General features: G+C 32.0%; 21 protein-coding genes. 18 read left to right on the plus strand and 3 right to left on the minus strand.

Annotated features, from left to right (window positions below):
- Window positions 1-10: 10 nt before the first annotated feature.
- Genes B8869_RS02435 through B8869_RS02470 form a run of 8 tightly spaced genes read left to right on the plus strand, consistent with a single transcriptional unit; the run spans window position 11 to window position 9,583 of the window.
- Window positions 11-1,183 (plus strand): S-layer homology domain-containing protein, encoded by a 1,173-nt coding sequence (locus B8869_RS02435; RefSeq protein ID WP_234989800.1) that lies wholly within the window; start codon window positions 11-13, stop codon window positions 1,181-1,183.
- A gap of 49 nt (window positions 1,184-1,232) precedes the next feature.
- Window positions 1,233-1,904 carry a tRNA threonylcarbamoyladenosine dehydratase gene (locus B8869_RS02440; RefSeq protein ID WP_234989724.1) on the plus strand — a complete coding sequence of 224 codons (672 nt, stop codon included), beginning with the start codon at window positions 1,233-1,235 and terminating at the stop codon, window positions 1,902-1,904.
- A gap of 1 nt (window position 1,905) precedes the next feature.
- The gene (locus B8869_RS02445; RefSeq protein WP_084230160.1) at window positions 1,906-4,086 is read left to right on the plus strand and encodes an ATP-dependent helicase; all 2,181 of its coding nucleotides are present in this window, start codon (window positions 1,906-1,908) and stop codon (window positions 4,084-4,086) included.
- The gene (gene ligA, locus B8869_RS02450; RefSeq protein WP_084230161.1) at window positions 4,087-6,054 is read left to right on the plus strand and encodes an NAD-dependent DNA ligase LigA; all 1,968 of its coding nucleotides are present in this window, start codon (window positions 4,087-4,089) and stop codon (window positions 6,052-6,054) included.
- Entirely contained in the window at window positions 6,044-6,325 is a 282-nt protein-coding gene (gene gatC / locus B8869_RS02455; protein WP_084230162.1) for an Asp-tRNA(Asn)/Glu-tRNA(Gln) amidotransferase subunit GatC, read from the plus strand. The genes ligA and gatC overlap by 11 nt, the downstream gene beginning before the upstream one ends.
- Window positions 6,326-6,333: 8 nt before the next feature.
- Window positions 6,334-7,767, plus strand: a complete 1,434-nt coding sequence (gene gatA, locus B8869_RS02460) for an Asp-tRNA(Asn)/Glu-tRNA(Gln) amidotransferase subunit GatA (RefSeq protein WP_084230163.1) — start codon at window positions 6,334-6,336, stop codon at window positions 7,765-7,767.
- Complete coding sequence (gene gatB, locus B8869_RS02465; RefSeq protein WP_084230164.1) at window positions 7,767-9,185, plus strand: Asp-tRNA(Asn)/Glu-tRNA(Gln) amidotransferase subunit GatB; 1,419 nt, start codon at window positions 7,767-7,769, stop codon at window positions 9,183-9,185. Before gatA ends, gatB begins: the two co-directional genes overlap by 1 nt.
- Window positions 9,182-9,583, plus strand: a complete 402-nt coding sequence (locus tag B8869_RS02470) for a hypothetical protein (protein ID WP_084230165.1) — start codon at window positions 9,182-9,184, stop codon at window positions 9,581-9,583. The genes gatB and B8869_RS02470 overlap by 4 nt, the downstream gene beginning before the upstream one ends.
- A gap of 112 nt (window positions 9,584-9,695) precedes the next feature.
- Here B8869_RS02470 and B8869_RS02475 read toward each other — a convergent pair whose 3' ends face one another.
- The 3 genes from B8869_RS02475 to B8869_RS02485 all read right to left on the minus strand — a co-directional run bounded on the left by B8869_RS02475 (window position 9,696) and on the right by B8869_RS02485 (window position 12,081).
- Entirely contained in the window at window positions 9,696-10,784 is a 1,089-nt protein-coding gene (locus tag B8869_RS02475; RefSeq protein WP_084230166.1) for a branched-chain amino acid transport system II carrier protein, read from the minus strand.
- A gap of 30 nt (window positions 10,785-10,814) precedes the next feature.
- Window positions 10,815-11,801 carry an IS30 family transposase gene (locus tag B8869_RS02480; RefSeq protein ID WP_084229742.1) on the minus strand — a complete coding sequence of 329 codons (987 nt, stop codon included), beginning with the start codon at window positions 11,799-11,801 and terminating at the stop codon, window positions 10,815-10,817.
- 97 nt (window positions 11,802-11,898) lie between these two features.
- Window positions 11,899-12,081 carry a branched-chain amino acid transport system II carrier protein gene (locus tag B8869_RS02485; protein WP_084230167.1) on the minus strand — a complete coding sequence of 61 codons (183 nt, stop codon included), beginning with the start codon at window positions 12,079-12,081 and terminating at the stop codon, window positions 11,899-11,901.
- A gap of 268 nt (window positions 12,082-12,349) precedes the next feature.
- Between B8869_RS02485 and B8869_RS02490 the strand changes: the two genes are divergently transcribed.
- The 10 genes from B8869_RS02490 to B8869_RS02535 all read left to right on the plus strand — a co-directional run bounded on the left by B8869_RS02490 (window position 12,350) and on the right by B8869_RS02535 (window position 24,124).
- The gene (locus B8869_RS02490) at window positions 12,350-13,117 is read left to right on the plus strand and encodes a hypothetical protein (protein ID WP_084230168.1); all 768 of its coding nucleotides are present in this window, start codon (window positions 12,350-12,352) and stop codon (window positions 13,115-13,117) included.
- A gap of 374 nt (window positions 13,118-13,491) precedes the next feature.
- On the plus strand, window positions 13,492-14,727 hold the full coding sequence (locus B8869_RS02495) for an argininosuccinate synthase (RefSeq protein ID WP_234989725.1): 1,236 nt from the start codon (window positions 13,492-13,494) through the stop codon (window positions 14,725-14,727).
- A complete protein-coding gene (gene argH, locus B8869_RS02500; RefSeq protein ID WP_084230169.1) occupies window positions 14,727-16,112 on the plus strand; it encodes an argininosuccinate lyase in 1,386 nt (461 codons plus the stop codon). Before B8869_RS02495 ends, argH begins: the two co-directional genes overlap by 1 nt.
- Before the next feature lie 206 nt (window positions 16,113-16,318).
- Window positions 16,319-17,665 (plus strand): oxaloacetate decarboxylase subunit alpha, encoded by a 1,347-nt coding sequence (locus B8869_RS02505; RefSeq protein ID WP_084230170.1) that lies wholly within the window; start codon window positions 16,319-16,321, stop codon window positions 17,663-17,665.
- 189 nt (window positions 17,666-17,854) lie between these two features.
- Window positions 17,855-18,916 carry a BMP family lipoprotein gene (locus tag B8869_RS02510; RefSeq protein WP_084230171.1) on the plus strand — a complete coding sequence of 354 codons (1,062 nt, stop codon included), beginning with the start codon at window positions 17,855-17,857 and terminating at the stop codon, window positions 18,914-18,916.
- Between the two features lie 131 nt (window positions 18,917-19,047).
- Window positions 19,048-20,547 carry an ABC transporter ATP-binding protein gene (locus tag B8869_RS02515; RefSeq protein WP_084231040.1) on the plus strand — a complete coding sequence of 500 codons (1,500 nt, stop codon included), beginning with the start codon at window positions 19,048-19,050 and terminating at the stop codon, window positions 20,545-20,547.
- Window positions 20,537-21,634, plus strand: a complete 1,098-nt coding sequence (locus B8869_RS02520) for an ABC transporter permease (protein ID WP_084230172.1) — start codon at window positions 20,537-20,539, stop codon at window positions 21,632-21,634. Before B8869_RS02515 ends, B8869_RS02520 begins: the two co-directional genes overlap by 11 nt.
- Entirely contained in the window at window positions 21,634-22,584 is a 951-nt protein-coding gene (locus tag B8869_RS02525) for an ABC transporter permease (protein ID WP_084230173.1), read from the plus strand. Before B8869_RS02520 ends, B8869_RS02525 begins: the two co-directional genes overlap by 1 nt.
- Before the next feature lie 99 nt (window positions 22,585-22,683).
- The gene (gene ylqF, locus B8869_RS02530) at window positions 22,684-23,532 is read left to right on the plus strand and encodes a ribosome biogenesis GTPase YlqF (RefSeq protein ID WP_084231041.1); all 849 of its coding nucleotides are present in this window, start codon (window positions 22,684-22,686) and stop codon (window positions 23,530-23,532) included.
- Window positions 23,519-24,124 (plus strand): ribonuclease HII, encoded by a 606-nt coding sequence (locus B8869_RS02535; RefSeq protein WP_084230174.1) that lies wholly within the window; start codon window positions 23,519-23,521, stop codon window positions 24,122-24,124. The genes ylqF and B8869_RS02535 overlap by 14 nt, the downstream gene beginning before the upstream one ends.

A 24,124-nucleotide genomic window follows, 5' to 3' on the forward strand; every position in this document is an offset into this window, starting at 1 on the left:
ATTGAAGAAGATGAAATTTACGGCTATAGTTTTGAGTGCTGTTACTTTGTTTAGCACTTCAGTATATGCTAAGTCTTTTAAAGATGTAACTAAGAATGGTCAATTCAAATGGATATATTCAGAGTTGAATACACTTTCCAATAGAGGAATATTTGGCGGTTATCCGGAAGGTGATTTTAGACCAAATAATCCAGTTTCTTTTTTAGAAATTATGCAGGTTATAAAAAATATTAAGCAACCTTCTGCATCAGAATTGGAAGAAGCTAAGGCAAGTTATTTAGAAGTGGTAAAAAAATATAATGTGCCAACTTGGGCTCATGATTCTGTAGTGTATGCATTGAAAAATAATATAATAACTGAAAATACGCTAAGAGAAGCTGACAGCAGAGGATTTTTAAAGGATAAGAATCCTATTTATCCAAACAGAAATTCTGTAACAGTTTATTTCGGAAGAGCCTTTGGATTTAATGGAAATGGAAGTAGCTCATTTTTAAAACATTCAGATTTAGAAAACGTACCACAAGTAACTCTTGGATATTTATCTAATTTAGTTGAAAATGGAATTTTTTCTGCAACAGGTAGTGAAGGTAAGTTTAATGGCTCAAGTTATATAAGAAGAGCTGAAGTTGTTTCTATTACTGCTAAGTCATTGAAATATTTAGAAAAAAATTCTATTAAGCCTGAAGAGTTAATAGATGATGATAAGAATAAAGATGGCGTTGGAGAGTTACGCATAGAAAGTAATTTAGAAGAAATTTCAGGAGTAGTTGAATCTGTAGACACTAATAAAAATATGATTAAAGTTTTATCTAAGGGATATACTATATCTTCTTCTACTAAAGTGAGAGGATTGAACGGATACGTATTCTCTGAAGCGAATAGATTAAATGGAGAAAGGGTAACTTTAAAGCATAGTCATGGAGTTGTCAAAGAGATACAAGTTCATTCATACTTAAATTATGAAAAATACAATGCTAAATTTGTCGGTAGAGTTACTGGCAAGTCATTAGAAAATAATATTAATAAATTGAATATAAATATTTTGGTGTCAAATAATCTTGAGATAGTTTCAGGAAGTGATGTCGAAATTAAGACAATAAATAATTATAATGTAGGCGATATAGTAACTTTTGATGCAAAAGTAGAAAATGGATATATTGTTGAGGTGAATATACAGAGGTGAAGGGAGACCTTCACCTTTATAGGTTATGGATTTTTTACAAAGATCAGAGATGATAATAGGTAATGATAATATAAAAAAATTAAATAATGCTAAAGTTTTAGTTTTTGGAGTAGGTGGAGTAGGTGGAGGCCTTGTGGAGAGTCTTACAAGAGCTGGAATTGGACAGATAGACATTGTGGATAGAGATGTATTTGATATAACAAACTTAAATAGACAAGTTATGGCCACGATGGAGTCTGTTGGAAAATCTAAAGTTGAAGAGACTAAGAAGAGACTTATCAGTATCAATCCAAATTTGAAGTGTAATGCTTTTTTTAAGGAATTAAACGAGTCAACAATAGAGGAATTTAACTTAGAAGAATATACTTATGTTGCAGATGCTATTGATTCTGTGAATTCAAAGGTAATGCTTGCAAAAATATGTGAAGATAAAAAAGTGAAGTTGATTTCATCAATGGGTGCTGGGAATAGACTAGATCCTACAAAATTTTTAGTAGCGGACATATCTAAGACACACAGTGATCCGTTAGCTAAGGTTATGAGAAAAAAACTTAAAGAGGCGAGAGTTAAGAAGCTCAAATGTGTTTTTTCTACAGAGCTACCAAGAAAGCCATTATATAATTTAGAAAAAAGTTCTACTCCAGGTTCGATTTCATTTGTTCCGCCAGTGTGTGGAATGATTATGGCGTCGCAAATTGTTAGAGAGATTATAGGTGAATAAGATGAATTATAAAGATTTAAACGATAGTCAAAGCGAAGCGCTTTATCAAACGGAAGGTGCTGTTTTAATATTAGCCGGAGCGGGTTCAGGAAAGACAAAAGTAGTTACAAATAAAATAGCTTACCTAATAGAAGAAAAGAACATATTTCCTAGTTCAATTTTAGCAATCACTTTTACAAATAAGGCTGCTAAAGAGATGTTGGAAAGAGTGGATAAATTGATAGATGAAGAAGCTAGCTCTATGTGGATAGGAACATTCCACTCAATTTGTATGAGAATACTGAGAAAAAATATAGAGAGAATAGGATATTCATCTAATTTTACAATTTACGATTCGGGGGATCAAAACACTCTTGTGTCAGATTGTATAAAAGAACTTAATTTGAGCAAGGATGTATACAAGAGTAGGGGTATACTTTCAACTATTTCTCAATTAAAAAATGAAGATATAGATCCGGATAAGTATATAAAAGAACACTATGCTGATTATTTCGCTAGAAATGTAGGAGAAATTTATTCTCTATATCAATCTAAATTAAAGAGTAATAATGCACTTGATTTTGACGACTTGATTATAAAGACAGTTGAGTTGTTAGAAGAAAATGAAGATATTAGAAAATTCTATAACTTGAAATTTAAATATGTTTTTGTAGATGAGTACCAAGATACAAATAATATGCAATATAGATTTGTAAGATTGATAAGTGGAGAAAATCCTAATATCACAGTTGTAGGAGATAATGACCAATCCATTTATGCATGGAGAGGGGCCGATATATCAAATATTTTAAACTTTGAAAGAGATTTTAAAGATGCAAAAGTTATTTTACTAGAGCAGAACTATAGATCAACTACAAATATACTAAATATAGCTAATAATGTTATAAGCTATAACCCTAACAGAAGAGATAAAAATCTTTGGAGCTCAAAAGGTGCTGGAGAGAAAGTAAAGTACAGACAGTTTAGACATTCATCAGAAGAAGAACATGGCGTAGTACAGAGAATCCAACAACTGAATTATAAAGGATATAGCTATTCGGACATGGCTATACTATATAGAACCAATGCTCAATCAAGAGGTTTTGAAGAGGCTTTAGTAAGAGAGACAATACCTTACAGAATGATAGGTGGACTTAAGTTCTACGATAGAAAAGAAGTTAAGGACATTATGGCCTATTTAAAGCTTATACAAAACACAAGTGATGATGTAGCCTTACTGAGAATAATAAACGTCCCTAAGCGTGGTATAGGGGATAGTACGACTGCTAAAATTGCTGAATACGCATCTCAAAGGGGAATGAGTCTATACGATGTTATAGCAGATAAAGAATGCGTTGAAGAATTACAATTAAGAGCTCAGAAAAAGCTTAAAGAGTTTAGAGATTTAATAGAGCTACTTAGAAATCACATAGAAGATTTGTGCCTTTCGGAATTTATAGAAAGAGTAATATATGAATCTGGATATGTAAGAGAGTTAGAGGCTGAAAATACTGTAGAGTCTAGAACTAGAATAGAAAATATAAAAGAATTATTGTCCACTGCCGTAGAAAGCGAAAGAAGAGATCCCTTAGTTACTTTAGAAGATTTCTTGGCAGGAGTTTCTCTGCTATCAGATGTTGATAAATCTAGTGAAGATAAAGGCGTAAATTTAATGACTATACACGCTTCAAAAGGTTTGGAGTTTAAAGTTGTCTTTCTTGTGGGCTTAGAAGAAAAACTATTCCCATCTGCTAGATCGATTGAAGAAGATGAAGAAGTAGAAGAGGAAAGAAGATTGTGCTATGTTGCAGTGACTAGAGCTGAAGAAGAGCTATATATAAGTTCAGCTGAAACTAGAACAATGTATGGAAGAACTACTCCTAGTTTAGAATCAAGATTTATAAATGAAATGGGAGAAGATTTAGATAAAGTAAAGCCAGAAGTTGAATATAGATCAAGAGCCCACTTAGTGGAAGTAAAAGATTTTACACAGTACCAACCTAAAAAAGAAGAAAAGAAACCAGTAGACAAAGCCGTATTAGAGCTTTCAGTTGGAGATAAGGTATTCCATAAAAAGTGGAAAACGGGTATGATAGTATCGAAGACAGAAAAGGGCGATGACTATGAAATAGTGGTTTCATTTGAGGGCAAGGGACTAAAGAGACTTATGCTTTCAATGGCACCTCTGACATTGGTGGATTAAATGGATAGAATAAAAGAGTTAGTTAAATTATTAAACGAACACAATTATAGATACTATACTTTGGATGACCCTTCTGTGTCAGATAAAGAGTATGATAAATTGTATGACGAATTAAAAGCTCTGGAGATTTCAACAGGGATAGTTTTAGAAGACTCTCCAACTAATAGAATTGGTGCAGAGATACTTGATAAGTTCGAAAAACATGAGCATATACACCAACTTTATTCAATGAATAAAGCTCAAAGCATAGAGGAAGTAGTTTCTTGGCACGAGAGAAACTATAGAACTGCTCAACTTATGGAAATTGAACTGGATTATGTAGTGGAGTTGAAATTTGATGGGCTTACTATAAATTTAACCTATAGAGATGGAAAACTATTTACTGCAGCTACAAGAGGAAATGGAAGTGTTGGAGAGAAGATTTTAGAACAAATCAAGACAATATATTCAATTCCACTAACTATAGATTATAAAGGCACTATGGAAGTTCAAGGAGAGGGGTTAATGCCTCTTAAAGAACTGGATAGATATAATGAAACGCATGATGAAAAACTAAAAAATGCTAGGAATGCAGCAGCAGGGGCTCTTAGAAATCTGGACCCAAAGGTAACAGCTCAGAGAAATTTAACTGCGAATTTTTATAATATAGGTTATATCGAAGGTGTGGAATTCAAATCTGACCTTGATATGAAGGCATTTTTGAGAGAAAATAGATTTAAGGTTGACTCTCACTATTACTATTGTAAAACTATGGATGAAGTCATACAGAAGATTAATATGATTGGAGAAATTAGAAATAGCTTAGACATATTAATTGATGGAGTCACTGTAAAGGTAAATAACTTTGAACTTAGGGAAAAGTTAGGTTATACCAATAAGTTTCCAAGATGGGCAATAGCTTATAAATTTGAAGCTGAAGAAGTTGTGACAAAACTATTAGATGTTGTCTGGAATGTAGGAAGAACTTCTAAAGTTACACCGTCTGCAATTCTTGAACCGGTAGAAATAGGTGGGGTGACCATTCAAAGAGCAACACTTAATAACTATGACGATATTTTAAGAAAAAAAGTTGAAATAGGTGGAAATGTTATTTTAAGACGTTCAAATGATGTCATACCAGAGATATTGGGATCTGTACCGACAGATGAAGAAACTCAAAAAATTGATAAACCTTTAAATTGTCCTTATTGTGGAAGCGAACTCTATCAGGACGGGGTGCATATATTCTGCCCGAACACTATGAGTTGTGTACCGCAGTTAGTATCAAGACTGACTCACTTTGCTTCAAGAGATGCTATGAACATAGAGGGACTTAGTGAGAAGACCATATCTCAACTTTTAAGTGAATTAAATATAAGAGAAATTCCAGATTTATACAGACTAAATAGTGAAGATTTACTTAAGTTAAGAGGATTTAAGGATAAAAAGGTAAATAATTTACTTAGCGCAATTGAAAACTCAAAGAAAGTAAATCTGAATAACTTTATATATGCCATTGGAATAAGAAATGTTGGAATAAAGAGCGCCACAGATTTGGCAAACTATTACAAAACTTTTGACAATTTTAGACAGGCAGAATATGATGATTTAGTACAAATTGAAGATATGGGGCCAATTACTGCGAAGGATATAGTAGAGTTTTTAAATGATGAGAAGATTTCAGCTTCAATAGATGAGTTAATAGAACTTGGAGTAACACCTATTTATGAAGAGGTTGTTATGGAGAGCTCAGCATTCACAGATAAGAAAGTTGTAATAACTGGAACTCTATCTATGCCAAGGAAAGAATTGGAAAGTATACTGGAGTCAAAAGGCGCAAAAATAGTTTCAGCAGTTAGCAAAAATACAGATTATGTGATTGCTGGGGAAAGCGCTGGTTCAAAATATCAAAAGGCAATTGATTTAAATATAAAAGTGATAGATGAAGAAGAATTAAACAAAATGTTAGGGGGAAGCTATGAATCTTGAAGAAATTAAGCATATTGCGGATATAGCCATGATAGAATTCACAGAAGAAGAATTAAATGGTTTTCAAGAAAATTTTAATGAAACATTTGGCTTAATAGATGAGATAAAGAATTTAAATTTAGAAGAGTTAGATATGACTTTTCATGTAAATGACACTGTAAACAATCTAAGAGCTGATGAAATTAAGAATAGTTTGGAAGTTGAAGAAGCTACTAAGAACACAGCTGAAGAAAAATACGGTTATTTTAAAATAATTAAGTTTGTAGAGTAGGAGGCAAAATGGATTTAACAAAATTAAAGGGCCATGAGCTTATAAAAGGATACGAAAATAGAGACTTCAGCTGTAGAGAAGTTACAGAGGCTTATTTAAAAAATATAATAGAAAAAGATCAAGAAATTAATGCCTATATTACAGTAACTGAAGACTTAGCTATGGAGCACGCCAAAAAAGTTGATAGAAAATATGAAAATAGAGAAGAATTGGGAATTCTTGCAGGTATTCCAACTGCTATAAAAGATAATGTTGCAGTTAAGGACGTAAGAATGACTTGTGCATCCAAAATGTTGGAAAATTTCATCTCACCATATAATTCAAATGTTTCTGAAAAGATTCTAGAAGCTGATGGAGTTGTGTTAGGTAAAGTTAACATGGATGAATTTGCAATGGGTGCAGCAACTAAAACATCATATTTTGGAAACACTAAAAATCCATTGGATACAAAGCTTGTACCAGGGGGATCAAGTGGTGGTTCTGCGGCCGCTGTAGCAGCAGAAGAGGCAGCTATAGCTATAGGAACAGATACTGGTGGGTCTACAAGACAACCAGCTAGTTTCTGTGGGATTGTAGGCTTTAAACCTACTTATGGAACAGTATCTAGATATGGTGTAGCAAGTATGGCAAATACTTTTGATACTGTTGGAACTATGGGTAGAGATGTTGAAGATGCTCATCTATTGATGAAAGCTATAGCAGGCAGAGATAATAGAGATGCAACTTCAGTTGAAAACAAATCTATTTTAGAAAATATAGACTATGAAAAAAACTATCTAAAAGATATGAAAATAGCAGTTCCAAAAGAGTACTTAAATATGGAATTGGACTCAACTATAATGAAAAACTACAGAGAGACAATTGAAATTTTAAAAAATTCTGGAGCTAAAATTGAAGAGGTATCATTAAAATCTCTTGAATACACAATACAAACTTACCACATCTTAGTAAATGGAGAAATTTCTTCTAATATGGCTAGACTTGATTCTCTAAGATATGGACATAGAACAGAACAAAACTATGCTTCATACGATGAAATGTTCAAGAAGAGTAGAGCAGAAGGATTTGGAGACGAAGTTAAGAAGAGAATTATGGTAGGTACTCACATATTGAGTTTAGACTTGGCAAATGAATACTACTATAAAGCTATGAAGGTCAGAACTCTTATCAAGAATGAATACGAAGAAATATTTAAAAACTTCGATTTATTGGTGAGTCCAACAGCACCTGTACTACCTTTTGAAATAGAGTCAGATATGACACCTGTTGAAATGTATCAAGCAGATTTATTTACTATTCCAGCTAATATGTCAGGGTGTCCATCTATAAGTGTACCTTTTAATAGTGGTAATTTCCCTACAGGAATAATTTTAACAGCAAGCAGATTTAATGACATTAAGTGTATTAAAGCTGGAGCAGGATTAGAAAGGGGTGTTAAATAATGGGTTATAAAACAATTGTTGGTCTTGAAATTCACGTTGAACTTTCAACTAAGACTAAAGCTTTTTGTAGTTGTGAAAATGCTTTTGGGGGAGAACCAAACTCAAGAGTATGTCCTGTATGTTTAGCGCTTCCAGGAGCTACACCTGTTTTAAATGAACAAGTTGTGAACTATACAGTAATGTCTGGTTTAGCATTAAATTGTACTATAAACCACAGATCTAAATTTGACAGAAAAAATTATTTCTATCCTGATTTAACTAAAGGATTCCAAATAACACAAAATGATATGCCAATCTGTACTGAAGGATATTTGGAAATTGATGGAGATGAAGGATTTAAAAAAGTAGGTATTTTCCAAATTCAAATGGAAGAAGATACTGGAAAGTCTTTACATTCAGATGATGAGACTCTACTTGATTACAACAGATGTGGAGTTCCTCTTATAGAAATAGTTTCTAAACCAGATATGAATTCAGGTAGAGAAGGAAGAGAATTCCTTGAAAAATTAAAGAATACTTTAAAATATATTGGCGTTTCAGACGTTAAGATGGAAGAAGGTTCTTTAAGATGTGACGTAAACGTAAATGTCAAAGACGAAGAAACTGGCAGAAAGACAAATGTTACAGAAGTTAAAAACTTGAACTCATTTAGAGCGGTTGAAAAAGCTATAGATTATGAAGTTGAAAGACATATAAAGTTGCTTGAAAACAACGAAGATGAGCCAAAGACTACAAGACGTTGGGATGATGTGAACAACGAAACTGTGCTTATGAGAGTTAAGTATACAGCTGCGGACTATAGATTTGCTCCAGAAGGAGATTTAGTTCCTGTAGTGATTGATGACGAGTATATAGAAAGCGTTAGAAAGCAACTTCCAGAGCTTCCAGAAGCTAAGAAGGAAAGATTCATGAAACAATATGGTCTTTCAGAATACGATTCAAAAATTCTTACAGCAACTAAGCAATTGTCAAATTACTTTGAAGAAATAGCAAATAGTTTTAATGACTATAACATGATAAGCAATTGGATAATGACAGAAGTTCTAAGACGTGTAGATGATTTAGAAGAAGGCTTTAAATTATCATTTGAAACAAAAGATTTCATTGAGCTATTAAGTGTTATAAAATCTGGAAAGATAAATAACAATGCTGGTAAAAAAGTATTGAGAGAGATGTTTGAAACTTCTAAAAAACCTATGGAAATCATAGAAGAAAAAGGACTTATCCAAGTTTCAGATGATTCTCAAATTGAAACATGGGTTGACGAAGTTTTAAGCGAAAATCCTCAATCAATTGAAGATATTAAAAATGGAAAAGACAGAGCTTTTGGCTTCTTAGTTGGACAAGTAATGAAAAAATCTAAGGGAAAAGCTAACCCGGGAGTAGTAAACGAAATTTTAAAGAGTAGAGTACAATGAAAGAAAATAAGTACACATCATTTATAATCTACTTTGCTGGCTTGGCAATTATCTTAATTTTGAATTTTTTGCTAAGCTGGGCAACTCAACAATCTCAAGCAGCAAATAAGCTAATTATGTTTTTGATGTTTGCAATACCACTTATACAAGGCTTGGTGATAGGGCTTTCTGCGATTACAGTATATAAGTTGCAAATAATATTTAATAATAAATATCTTATATATTTGTCTGTTGTATTGTTTGGTATGGTGGTAACTTTACCAACTACTATATCAGGATTTATAAAATTATATTTAGGTGCTACGGCATTTGCAGCTTTAGTGGGAAGTAATAAAAGAGATAAAATTATAAGTTCAATGATGAATAAAAAGTCAAAAAAGAAAAATAAAAGAAAATAATTAAGTTTTTAGAGACGGTACTAAGTTTATTAGGCCGTCTCTTTTATGGTTAAATTTAATATGAAACGAAAAAAAGAATCCTATATTTTTAAATATAGAATTCTTTAAAGTTTTATTTTCTGTCAAATAGTGTAAACACAACTCCTAAAACTACTGCTGGTATAATCCAGTAGAAAGTTTGAAGAGATGATGGTAGATAAGCCACTACTCCATCTACTAAGCTATTTCCTGTTATAGCAGAGAAGATTGAATTTATAGCAGGAAGACAAGCTCCTAATACTGCTCCTATATGTGTACTTGATTTTGTAAATACATTTGGGAACAGATTTAAGAAGATAAGTACTATAGCTATAGGATAAAGCCCTATTAGTACTGGAGCTGCAATGCTTACTATTTTATCAACTCCCATGATAGAGAAGTAACCGCTTATAACTGTACTTATAATTGCCCATACTGCGAACTTAACTTTATAGTTAGTTGATCTCTCAAAGAAATCAGCAACAGTTGAAGTAAGTCCGATAGAAGTAGTTAAACAAGCTAAAGACATAGCTAATGAGATAAATACTTTACCAGCAAATCCAAGTAGACTATCAGCTATATATAAAAGCAAGTCAACTCTTGAATATTCTTGTAAGTTTAGACCCGATACAGTAGCTCCAACTCTAGCTAATCCAAAATAAACAACTGCAAGAGCAAGAGTGGCAAGTATACCTGATTTCATTGTTAGAGAAGCTATTTCATCTCTATCTGATATGTCATGCTTTTTAAATCCATCTATAAGTAGAACTGTAAAAGCCAAAGTAGCTATCATGTCCATAGTTTGGTATCCTTCTTGGAAACCATAGCTAAAAGCATTTTCAAAACCTGTTGGAACAATTTCTCCAATTGGAGTTGTTATTCCTTTGATTATAATAATTGCAAGTGTTACAAGAAGAGCAGGTGTCAAAAATTTTCCGATTGAGTCTATGATTCCATTTGGACTAAATGTAAAGAAAAGTGTAAGTCCGAAGAATATAACAGATACTAATATTGGATTTAGATTTGGGAATAAAGAACCTTTTATTACCTCAAATGTAGTTGCTGCAGTTCTAGGAATTGCGATTCCAGGTCCTATTGATAGGAGAATTAGAGTTCCGAATAGCTTGGCAGCTGGAGCCCCTAATTTTTTAGCCGATGATTCTATTGTACCACCTGCTTTTATAGTGACGAATTGTCAAATCAAATGCAACACCTATGGTAAGAGACCAAAAAGTTCTTCTTTAGGTGTTTTATATTTTATACATTTTCTAGGTCTATTATTCATTAAACTTAAGTTATAATTTAATTCATCAATATTCACTTCTGATAAATCCATACCCTTAGGATAAAACTCCCTCAAAAGTCCGTTACTATTTTCATTTGTACCTTTTTGCCATGCACAATAGGGATCACAAAAATAAGTTTTGCATCCTAATTCTTTTTCTATTTTCTCAAATTCTGAAAATTCTTTACCTCTATCAAAGGTTATTGTTTTTACTAATTCTTTTGGATAATCTTTTAATGCATTTATTATTGCTGGTGTTACGCTTTCCGACTTTCTATTTTCAACTAGGATTGCTATATAATATCTAGATTTTCTTTCTGCTAAAGTTACGAAACAACATCTACTTTTCCTTTTATGATCTAATCTGCCTGATTCCACTGTATCTGCTTCCCAGTGGCCTAATTCTTGCCTTCTGTATATCTCTTTAGGTCTTTTCTTAATTGTTCTACCTTTATCATTGAATTTTCCTCTTTTTTCTGCTGGCCTTTTAAATTTAGCTTTTCTTCTCAAATTTTTCATACTAGTTTTTGGCAGCTTTTTGGCGTGTATCATTCTATATATCGTTGATGTAGATGGTAATTCATGAATCTCATTTGTGTTTCTATTTGATATTTGTTCAGGGGACCAATGTTCGTTAATCTTTACAGTTAAATAATCAATAACATCTTTAGAAAATTTACTTTTTCTATGGCAGTCTTTTCTTCTATCAATATATTTATCATTTGCCTTTATCGGAAAGTACTTAGTGTAACTTCCCCTACTAACTTTTATCTTAGATGAATTTCTTTTAATTTCTCTAGATATTGTACTAGGTGACCTTTTAAGTGCTTGTGCAATTTTCCTTATACTCATTCCTAAATTTAAAAATTGGTAAATACAAGATCTTTCTTCTATGGTAAGATGGTTATAGCTCATAGTTAATCACTCCTTTTAATATGTTTTGTTTGGTCACTTACATATTAACACAGCTGATTAGCTATGAGTTTATTTATGTTGCACTTGTTATGATAAATTATCTAGTAGAAACTATTCCCAGCAGTACTAAACCTACGCCTGTGATTACAAAGCCTAAAAAGGCAGTTAAGTATTGGTCTCCGGCTAATTTACCAAGAGTTGGAGGAAATATTAAATTTCCTGCCCCAAATAGCATAGAGAAAAGTGCCATTGCGGAAATTAAGATAATGTTACGTTTCATATTTTCTTCCTTTCTATTTATTAATTTCTCACTATCATATCAATTTTTTGCTTTAAAGTAAAGATATTTCTTGTAAATTTAAAGTTTTACAGTGAAATATTTCAAATATATGTTACTAATTAATGGAATTTGAAGACAATATAACAAATAATTAAAGTAAAGTGATACAATTAAACTATGTTTATTTGAATTTTCAATCAGAAAATTGAATCTCATGTATATTGATTTCATAAAATTATTTTAAATTGATAAGGAAAGAAGGGACAGTATGTTTAAAAAAGTTGTAAAGCTAATAATATTTTTTATATTTGTTTTGGTGTGTATTGTAGCGTATATGAAAACAGATACTAACAATTTAAAACAACAAAAAGAAAATAGTGCACAGGAAGTTTCAAAAGACATCATAGACAAGAGTTCTGAAGAAAAATCAATTTCAAAAGTAAGTGCAGAAAATTTAGATAAAAAATATATCGATAATTTAGATGAAAAATATATCGATAATTTAGCGGATAGAATTATTGAATACAAAGAGAATAAAGAAAAAGTTTTTTATTCAAATGATCCCGATACAATAATGCTAAAAAGGATTAGTGAAAGATATTATGGAGATTCTATTGAGAAGGAAGATCTTAAAGCTGAATTGAAAAATGGAGGATACTTTACAAATTATAATTTAAGCGAAACAAGAGAATATCCTAAAAATTCTGAGTTTTCAGCTTCAGTTAAAGCGACGTTAAGGATTTATAGAAATGGAGATTTTGCAGAAATAACAGAAGTTTTAGGTGAAATTTTTAGTGAAGCTGTTACAGAAACGAATAAGTATCAATGGGTAGAGGGAACAGTAGGATATACACCTCAAAGTTTGCCTACTACGAAGATAACAATTGTTGCAACAGGATATTTTAAAATTCCTAAAAATTTTATAAAGGGTATAGAATTTAACATTCATGGGTTTAATGCATCAATAAGTAGTGGAACGATAAGAGATTACTATTCAGATAATATGATAATAGAAAAAAGTTTTTCAACAATTTAACGAAAGTAGGAGTGTATTCTTGTATATTTTTGATATTTATTTAAAATATAGACAAAAAATTTTAAAATTATATACTTGACACAAATAGATTTGGAGTTTAATATATATAAAATATAAAAAAAGTCAATGAAGTGGGTGCTTCTCAAAGGAAGTTAAAGCGATCTGAGTAGAGTGTGAGTCAGAAATGGAGAATGAGAAAAAGCAGTAGGACCATGGAGATGGCAGTGTGAGAATTCGAGCATTGCACGTACAGTTTTCGTTAAACTATAAGTGGGGTTAAATTTATTTTAACTCAATTGGAGTGGTACCGCGGATAATCGTCTCTTTCTATTTGTAAAAATAGGAAGAGATTTTTTTATTATGGGAGGAAAATTATGGAATACAATACTATGAAAAATTTAGAATTAAAGAAAGTTGTCTTAGCTTATTCTGGGGGCTTAGATACATCAGTTATGATAGCATGGCTAAAAGAAAATTTTGGTTGCGAAGTAATAGCTGTTTCAGGTAATGTAGGACAAGAGTCAGAACTTGATGGTCTTGAAGAAAAAGCTTTGAGCTCAGGTGCTTCAAAATTGTATATAGAAGATATCCAAAAAGAATTTGTGGAAGATTTTGTATTCAATACATTGAAAGCTGGGGCAAAGTATGAAAATCAATATTTGCTAGGAACAGCCTTTGCAAGACCTATTATAGGAAGACGTATGATAGAAATAGCTCATAAAGAAGGAGCAGATGCTATAGTTCACGGTTGCACAGGAAAAGGGAATGACCAAGTTAGATTTGAAACTACAATAAGACATTTTGATCCAGATATAAAAATTGTTGCTCCTTGGAGATTTTGGGAAATAAAATCTCGTGAAGAAGAAGAAGCTTATGCGGCAGAAAGAAATATACCTATAAACAAAAATAATGGCTCTGCATATTCAGAAGATAGAAATTTGTGGCATATTTCACACGAGGGATTAGAAATTGAAGATCCGGCAAATGCACCAAACTATGATAATTTCTTAACTCTATCTAAGAAATTTGAAGATGCAAAAGACGAAGCTGAAGAAATAGAAATTGAATTTGTTGAAGGTGTGCCAGTTTCAATAAACGGAGAAAAATTGGACGGAGTTTCATTGATAAAGAAATTAAATAAAATTGGTGGAGAACACGCAATAGGAATTGATGATATAATCGAAAACAGAATCACAGGCATAAAGGTAAGAGGGATTTATGAAAATCCAGCAGGTTCTATTTTATACAGAGCTCATGAAATTTTAGAATCTTTAACACTTGATGGAGATACTTTAAAATTCAAACAAATGTTGGCTCTTAAATATGCTGCTGAGGTATATAAAGGACTTTGGTATTCTAAGCTAAGAGAATCTCTACAAGCTTTTGTGGATGAAACTCAAAAGAGAGTTAGCGGTGTAGTTAAACTTAAATTATATAAGGGAAATATAATCCCTAATGGAGTTGAATCAAAATATTCTCTATTCTCAGAAGAATTTGCTACTTTTGGAGAAGATGGAGTATATGACCAATATGATTCTCAAGGATTTGTAAACTTATTTGCACTACCTCTTAAAATAGAGGCAATACAAAGTAGAAAGAATGAGTGGTAATGGATTTATATAAAGGAAGATTTAGTGGCAAGACAGCCTCTATAGCACATGAATTTAATAGTTCAATAGGAACAGACTATAAATTATACAAGGTTGATATAAAGGGTTCTAAAGCTCATGCGAAGATGTTAGAGAAATGTGGAATAATAAATCAAGAAGAGCTTAAAAAGATAGTTTCAGGACTAGATTCAGTCCTTGAAGATATAGAATCTGGCAAATTAGAATTTTCAAAAGAAGCAGAAGATATTCACATGTTTATAGAGTCTGAACTGACAAATAGAATTGGAGATGCTGGTAAAAAACTACACACTGCAAGATCTAGAAATGACCAAGTTGCTTTAGATGTGAAATTATTTACAATCGAAGTCGCTCAAAGGGCAATTGATGCTTTGGTAGAATTGGAAGAAACTATATTTGAAATTGCAAAAGATAACTTAAATTCTATTATGCCAGGCTATACACATTTACAAATTGCTCAACCGGTTACATTTGCACATCATATAATGGCATATGCTCAAATGTTTCTAAGAGACATTTCAAGAATAAAGGATGCTAAGAAGAGAATGATGACAAGTCCTCTTGGCGCAGGTGCATTAGCTACTACCACATATAATATAGATAGAAGTTTCACAGCTAAGGAACTTGAATTCGAATCTCCTACTTTAAATTCAATGGACTCAGTATCTGATAGAGACCATGTTGTAGAATTGTTATACTGTTATTCAAATGTTGGGATGCATTTTTCAAGACTTGCCGAAGAACTTATAATATATTCTTCACAAGAATTTAAATTTATAACTATAGCTGATGAATATTCTAGTGGTTCATCTATAATGCCACAGAAGAAAAATCCTGATATGGCAGAACTTTTAAGAGCGAAGTCAGCACGTCTTTATTCAAATCTTATGGGAATAATGACAATGCTAAAGGGAATACCACTTGCCTATAACAAAGACATGCAGGAAGACAAGGAATATTTATTTGATAGCGTTGAAACTTTTGAGATATCAATAGAAGTATTAAATGGAATGCTGGCAACTATGAAGGTGAATTCTGAAAGAATGAGAGAAATGGCTCATAAGGGATATATAAATGCTACAGATACAGCAGACTACCTTGTGAAAAAAGGGCTGGCGTTTAGAGATGCTTACTATATAACAGGAAGTATTGTTAAGTATGGAATTTCTGAAAATTTAAGTTTAAATGAAATTCCACTTGAAAAATATAAAGAATTTTCAGATGTATTTGAAGAAGATTACTATAAGTATATAGACTTAGATTATATTTTAAATGAAAGAAAAGTGTTTGGAGGACCATCTGCCAAATCAGTGGAAGAACAAATTTCTTTGACCAAAATACAACTTGAAAGCTTAAAAAAACAATAAAAATACAATGTTAAGCCTTTTTCTATAGAAGAAGGCTTTTTATATTAATTTATCTATACTGTGAATAGATAAGTTGAATATTAAAAACTTTTCAGCATGTTGTTAAAGGGTATACATTATAATATCATTAATAATGAAATAGTTTGAAAGTATAAAAAATTTATAATTGTTAATTTATCGAATAAGTTATATTTTGGGGAGGAAAAATGGTAAGAACTATAGAATTTACTGAAACAGTATTGAGAGATGCTCATCAAAGTTTAATGGCAACAAGAATGAGAACATCAGATTTTAAAGATGCTCTAAATCTTTTAGATAATGCCGGTTATAGAGCTTTAGAGTGTTGGGGAGGAGCAACTTTCGACTCATGCATAAGATTTTTAGATGAAGATCCATGGGAAAGGCTTAGATTTATAAAGTCAAACTTAAAAAACACAAAGACTCAAATGTTATTAAGAGGTCAAAATTTACTTGGATATAAAAACTATCCAGATGATGTAGTGGAAAAATTTATAGAGTTATCTATTAGTAATGGTATAGATATTGTAAGAATATTTGATGCATTAAATGATTTGAGAAATCTACAAACATCAATCCAAGCAACTAAGAAATACGGAGCAGAAGCTCAAGTTGCAATTAGTTACACTACATCTGAAGTGCACACTGTTGAATACTTTGCAAATCTTGTTTCAAAGATTACAGAGATGGGAGCAGATTCTATTGCTATTAAAGATATGGCGGGTATATTAACTCCGTACAAGGCATTTGAATTAGTAACTGAACTAAAGAAAAATACTAATCTACCTCTTGAACTACACACTCATGAGACAACAGGGATGGGTTCAATGACTTATCTAAAAGGTATTGAAGCTGGAATTGATATAATAGACACTGCAATATCTCCATTCTCTGGAGGAACATCTCAACCTTCAACTGAAACATTGGATGTTTTGATTAGGGAAAGTGGAAATAATACAAGACTTAATATGAAAGTTTTAGAAGAATTAGCAAGCTTTTTCCAAAAGGTAAAAGAAAAGTATATAGCTGAAGGGACTCTTCCTACTAAGATGTTATCTATAGACCCTAAAGGACTTATATATCAAGTGCCTGGTGGAATGCTTTCAAATCTTTACACTCAACTTTCAGGACTTAAAAAACTTGATAAATACGAAGAAGTTTTACAAGAAGTTCCAAGAGTTAGAGCTGATTTAGGATTTCCACCACTTGTAACACCTATGAGTCAAATGGTTGGTACACAAGCTACGTTTAATATTATAACAGGACAAAGATATAAAATGGTTCCTAATGAAGTTAAAGATTATCTAAAAGGGCTTTATGGACAAACACCAGTGCCAGTTGATGAAGCTTTTAGAAAGAGCATAATTCAAGATGCAGAAGTAATAACTGATAGACCTGCAAATCATCTATCAGATGGTCTTCCTAAGATAATTGAAGAAATAGCTGATGTTGCACAATCACAAGAAGATGTTTTGACTTATGCGCTATTCCCAGAAGTGGGAAAGAGTTTTTTAGAGAGAAAATATAATTTATAAAACCTAGAACATCCTGATTATAAAGTCGGGATGTTTTTATTAATAAGTAGACATTTTAAGGAATATATTTTAAATATTTTAATTAAATTTTAAAATCTAAAAATATATTTTAGAAAACATTTTCAATTTATTTGAAAAGGTTCTCTAAATATTATATAATGAGTTCAAGAAATTAATTAGGAGGTAAGTATGAAAAAAAGAAATTTACTTGTTGTACTAGCAATAGCTACAACAATGTTATTAGTTGCTTGTGGTGGCAATAAACCAAAGAATGATGCTGCGAACACAGGAAAAACAGCAACTGAAGCTAGCGATTTAATTGTAGGATTTGTAACTGATGAAGGTGGAATCAATGACGCTTCATTTAACCAAGGTGTTTATGAAGGTATAGGACAAGCTGAAACTGAACTTGGAATCAAGAGAGTTTACAAAGAATCAGCTGATGCAAATGACTATCTACCAAACTTTGAAAGTATGTTAGATGAAAATGCTAACTTAGTTATAGGTGCTGGATTTAAAATGGGAGATGTTGTAGAACAAGTTGCTAAACAAAACCCAGATGTTAAATATGCAATAGTTGACCACAGCCCATCTGAACCAATTGACAACCTATTAGGTATTATGTTTAGAGCTCAAGAACCATCTTTCTTAGTTGGTTATATAGCTGGTAGAACTACCGAAACTAACAAAGTTGGATTCGTTGGCGGACAAGAAGGTACACTTATCGGTAACTTTGAATATGGTTTCAGAGCTGGTGTTGATTACGCAGCAAAAGAACTTGGAAAAGAAATCGAAACTACAGTTCAATACGTTGGTGGATTTACTGATGCTCAAAAGGGTAAAGCAATAGCTACTCAAATGTATCAACAAGGCGCAGACGTTATATTCCATGCAGCTGGTGGAGCTGGAGACGGAGTTATTGAAGCAGCTAAAGAAGCTGACAAATGGGTTATCGGTGTAGATAGAGACCAATCAGAAGCAGCTCCTGAAAATGTATTAACTTCAGCAATGAAGAATGCTAACGTAGCTGTATATCAAGTAATTAAAGAACTTGTTGAAAACAATAAGTTTGAAGGTGGAACTACAATTGAGCTTGGACTTAAAGATGAAGGTGCAGTAGGTATTGCTCCAACTTCAGACAAGAATGTTAAACCAGAAGTTCTTAAGGCTGTTAAAGAAGTTGAAGAAAAAATCATAAGTGGTGAAATAACTGTCCCTGCTGATAAAGAAACTTACGAAGCAGCAAAATAAATTAAGTTTTAAAGAGTTTGGGTTTCTCCAAACTCTTTTTTTAATTACTAAAATTAATTTTTTATAGTATAATTAACAAAAAGGATGGTGAAGAAGTGCAAAATCAGGATAATCATACATTAGCTGTAGATATGAGAAATATTGTAAAGAAATTTGGAGATTTTACAGCTAATAATAATATTAATTTTGATGTTAGAAAAGGTGAAATACATGCACTTTTGGGTGAAAACGGAGCGGGTAAAAGTACTTTGATGAATGTCCTTTACGGACTTTACTCTCCAACTAGCGGAAGCATATATATAAATGGGAATTTGGTAGATATCAAAGACCCTAATGAAGCTATAAAAGTTGGTTTGGGAATGGTACATCAACATTTTATGCTTATAAAGCCGTTTACAGTAGTTGAAAATATAATCATTGGTATGGAACCTACCACAGGATTATCATTGGATATTAAAAAGGCAAGAGAAAGTGTAATTGAACTATCTAAAAGATATGGATTAGATATTGATCCAGATAAAAAAATTGAAAATATATCTGTAGGTATGCAACAAAGAGTTGAAATTCTTAAGGCACTTTACAGAGGTGCGAATATATTGATATTTGACGAACCAACAGCAGTACTTACTCCTCAAGAAATAGATGACTTTATTAAAATAATCAATAACCTTTCAACACAAGGTAAGACTATTATTTTAATAACACACAAGTTAAAAGAAATTAAAGCCATGGCAGATAGATGTACTATAATAAGACGTGGAGAAAAGATAGATACAGTTGATGTAAGTGAAGTTTCTGAGTCAGATTTAGCTGACATGATGGTAGGAAGAAGTGTAGGGTTAAAAGTAGATAAAAAAAATCAAGAGCACGGTGAAGCAGTTCTTGAAATAAGCAACTTAGTAGTAAAAGACCAAAGAAATATAGATATGGTAAAAGGCCTTGATTTAACTCTTTATAAAGGAGAAATTTTAGGTCTTGCAGGTGTGGATGGAAATGGTCAATCCGAACTTTTAGAAGCTATAACAGGGCTTAAAAAAATAGATTCAGGAATTGTAAAAATTAATGGTGAAGATATAACTAATAAATCGCCTAAAGATATTCATGAATCTGGTCTATACAATATACCGGAAGATAGACAAAAAAGAGGTTTAGTATTAGATTTTGATATTTCTGAAAATTTAATTTTAGAAAATTATGACAAAGAAAAATTTTCAAGTAAGGGAATTTTAAAGAATAAAGAAATAGAAAATTTTGCTAAAGAATTGGTTGAAAAATTTGACATACGTCCTAGAGAAATACATCAAAAGACAAGTGCTTTATCTGGAGGAAACCAACAAAAAGTTATTATCGCAAGAGAAATAACAAATAATCCGGAAGTTTTAATAGCGGCTCAACCAACAAGAGGTCTTGATGTAGGGGCTATAGAATACGTTCATAAGTTTTTAGTTGAACAAAGAAATAATTTCAAAGCAGTACTATTAATATCTTTTGAACTTGATGAAATTTTAGCTTTATCAGATAGAATTGCAGTAATATACGATGGGAAAATAGCAAAAGTAATGAAAAAAGAAGATACTAATGAAACAGAAATAGGATTATTAATGGCAGGGGGTGCTGCAGATGAAAAATAAAAATAGATTATTTTATACTGTAGTATCTGTACTACTAGGATTTTTATTCGGTTCAATTATCTTGATAATAAACGATATAAATCCTCTACAAGCTTTCAAGGTAATAATAGTTGGGGCTTTAGGTAAGCCTTCTTATATATCTTGGGTAGTGGTAAAGGCAATTCCGATAATCTTAACTGGTATTTCAGTAGCCTTTGCATTTAAGACAGGCCTATTCAATATCGGAAGTGAAGGCCAATATATAGTAGGTTCTATAGGAGCGTTTTTAATAGGTTACCTTTTGAAATTACCTCCTGTTATCCATCCAATCTTTGCCATTTTAGTAGGTACTTTATTTGGTGCTATATGGGGTGGAATTGTAGGACTTTTAAAGAGTAAATTTAAGATTAATGAAGTAATTTCTTCCATAATGTTCAACTGGATTGCGTTTTATCTAAGTAATTATATGTTGAGTTTAAAGACTTTGAGAAAAGTTGGAACAGATACAACTTATCCAATACATGCAACTGCAAATATCGAGTTTTTAGGTAATTGGAAGAGAACAGATGCAGGAATAAACTTCCTTATGAACCACAGTATTTTAAAACAAGTTTTAAGACCACCGCTAAACTGGGGGATTATAATTGCTATAGTAGTTGCCATTTTAGTTTGGTACATTATAAAAAATACAACTTTAGGTTATCAATTAAAAGCTGTTGGATATAATTTAGATGCTGCTGAATACGGCGGTATAGACATCAAAAGAAATCAAGTTACATCAATGTCTATTTCAGGAGCTATCTCAGGTCTTGCTGGGGCTATAATGGTGCTTGGAGTAGCTGGTAACATAGGACTTATGGCATCACAACAAGGTTATGGATTCGATGGTATGGCAGTAGCTTTAATTGCTGGCAACAATCCTCTTGCTTGTATACCATCTGGATTATTATTTGCTGGATTGAAATATGGTGGAGGAAAATTAAATTCTTCACTTAACACATATTCTGAAGTAGTTGATATTGTAATAGGTATAATAATATTCTTTATAGCTATGCCAAGACTTTTAGAATTAATAAGTTCGCTATTTAAAAAGAAGGAGGCAAAATAATGAGTACAATTTTAGGTATTATAAGTATTACACTTTTATATTCTGCTCCTCTTATCTTTACAGCTCTTGGCGGAGTTATAAGTGAAAATGGTGGAGTTGTAAACATCGGTCTTGAAGGTATGATGACAATAGGAGCTATAGTTGGAGCGACTATTGGATTTTATACAGGAAATCCATGGCTTGCATTTTTATGTGGCGGACTTGGGGGAATGGCTCTTTCATTATTCCACGCTGTAGTTACTATAAATTTCCAAGCTGACCACGTGGTAAGTGGTATTGCAATAAATTTAATAGGACCTGGTCTATCTTTATTCTTATGTAGAATATTCTTTGATGGTGCTGCAATGAGTAAATCAATACCATTTCAAAACAAACTTCCACAACTTTTTGCGGGAGTATTCACAAAAGAAATGATTGCTAATTATCCTTGGATGAGATACTTAAAAGTATTATTCCAACAATACGTAATAGTATATATAGCTTTTGCCTTTGTAGCTATCATGTGGTATTTACTTTATAGAACAAAGCTTGGACTTAGAATAAGAGCTGTTGGTGAACACCCTCGTGCAGCAGAAACTTTAGGTATAAATGCATATAGAATAAAATATTTCTGCGTACTAGCTTCTGGTTTTTTAGCAGGACTTGGTGGAGCAAGTATGAGTTTGGCAATAGTTTCTAACTACAGACAAACTTTAATATCCGGTCAAGGATTTATAGCTTTAGCAGCAGTTATATTTGGTAATTGGAAACCACAAGGAGCATTTGTAGCTTGTTTAGTTTTTGGAGCAGCTCAAGGTCTTTCAGTTATACTTGGTAACCTTGGAATTAAATTAGATACAAATTTATTGTCAATGCTACCATATGTAATAACACTTCTTGCATTAATTCTATTTGTAAAGAGTTCTAATGCTCCAAGTGCAGATGGTATACCTTACCAAAGACACAATTAAATTTAAACTAATAAAGCCTCTAGTTTTAAACTTGGGGCTTTATTATGTATGAATATATTTGTAATTATGATATTATATTTTAAAAGAGAAGGTGATATTTTGAACATAAACTGGTATCCAGGACATATGAAGAAAACTATAGAGGATATACAAGCTAAGTCTAAATTGGTGGACTTTTATATAGAAATAATAGATGCGAGGATCCCTATATCAAGTAGGAATCCTTTAATTAGTAAAGTTTTACAAAACAGAAAAGGATTACTTATATTAAATAAAACAGACCTTTCCAATGCGGAACAAAATGAGCTTTGGAAGAAAAAATTATCTGATGAAAATAATAGAGCCATATTATACAGTGCGGCAAAACCCAATTCATCAATAATAGTGAGAGAGTCTTTAAACTTTATGCAAGAAGAAATAGCTAAGAAAGAAGAAAGAGGAGTAAACATGGGTCCTCTAAGAGCTATGATAGTTGGAATTCCGAATTCAGGTAAATCTACATTTATAAATGGTATTTCAAAGACAAAATCTGCTAAGGTTGGAAATAGACCAGGAGTTACAAAGACAAATCAATGGATAAAATTAAATCCAAAACTACATCTTTTAGATACTCCGGGAGTTTTATGGCCTAAGTTTGAAGACCAAACAGTTGGTTTAAATTTGGCTTTTACAGGAGCTATTAAAGACGAAATAATGGACGTAGAGACCTTGGCTCTTAGATTGATTGAAAGACTTATAACTATTGATGTAAATATTTTGCAAAATAGATACAATATCGACATGGATGGAGAACCTATTGAAATAATGGAGAGAATAGGTAAAAAGAGAGGTGCAATTATAAGAGGTGGAGAGATAGATTACACTAAAGTTGCAAATATCATCCTTGATGAATTTAGAAAAGGAGTATTAGGAAATATTACATTGGAGACAATCGATGGAAGAATTTGAAAAAGACTATAAAAAAATAGGATATACCAATATAGTTGGAATAGATGAGGTAGGGAGAGGTTCCCTGTTTGGAGATGTACTTGCATGTGCAATTATAATGCCTGATAGCAGAATTGAAGGTGTGGCAGATTCTAAAAAATTATCTATCAAAAAGAGAGAAAGTCTCTATGAAAAGATATTAGAAGAGTGTATAGCTGTTGGAATAGGTAGAGTTGACTCTAAGAAGATTGATGAGATAAATATAAAAAATGCCACTCATTTAGCTATGGAAAAAGCAGTTGAAAACATGAGAGACCAATCCAGTAGAAAAGTGTATGCTGATTTACTCTTAATAGATGCTGAAAAAATTGATACTCAAATAGCACAAGTTTCAATAATCAAGGGTGATGATAGGTGCTATTCTATAGCTTGTGCGTCAATTGTTGCAAAAGTATATAGAGATAGCTTGTGTAATACATGGGATGAAATATATCCAGGATACAATATTAAGAAGAATAAAGGATATGGCACAACAGCACATAGGAGTGCTATAAAAGAAATTGGATACACTCCAATGCACAGAGTTACATTTTTGAAAAATTTAATAGGATGA

This window comes from Peptoniphilus asaccharolyticus DSM 20463 (assembly GCF_900176115.1).
In the GTDB taxonomy this organism is placed as follows: domain Bacteria; phylum Bacillota; class Clostridia; order Tissierellales; family Peptoniphilaceae; genus Peptoniphilus; species Peptoniphilus asaccharolyticus.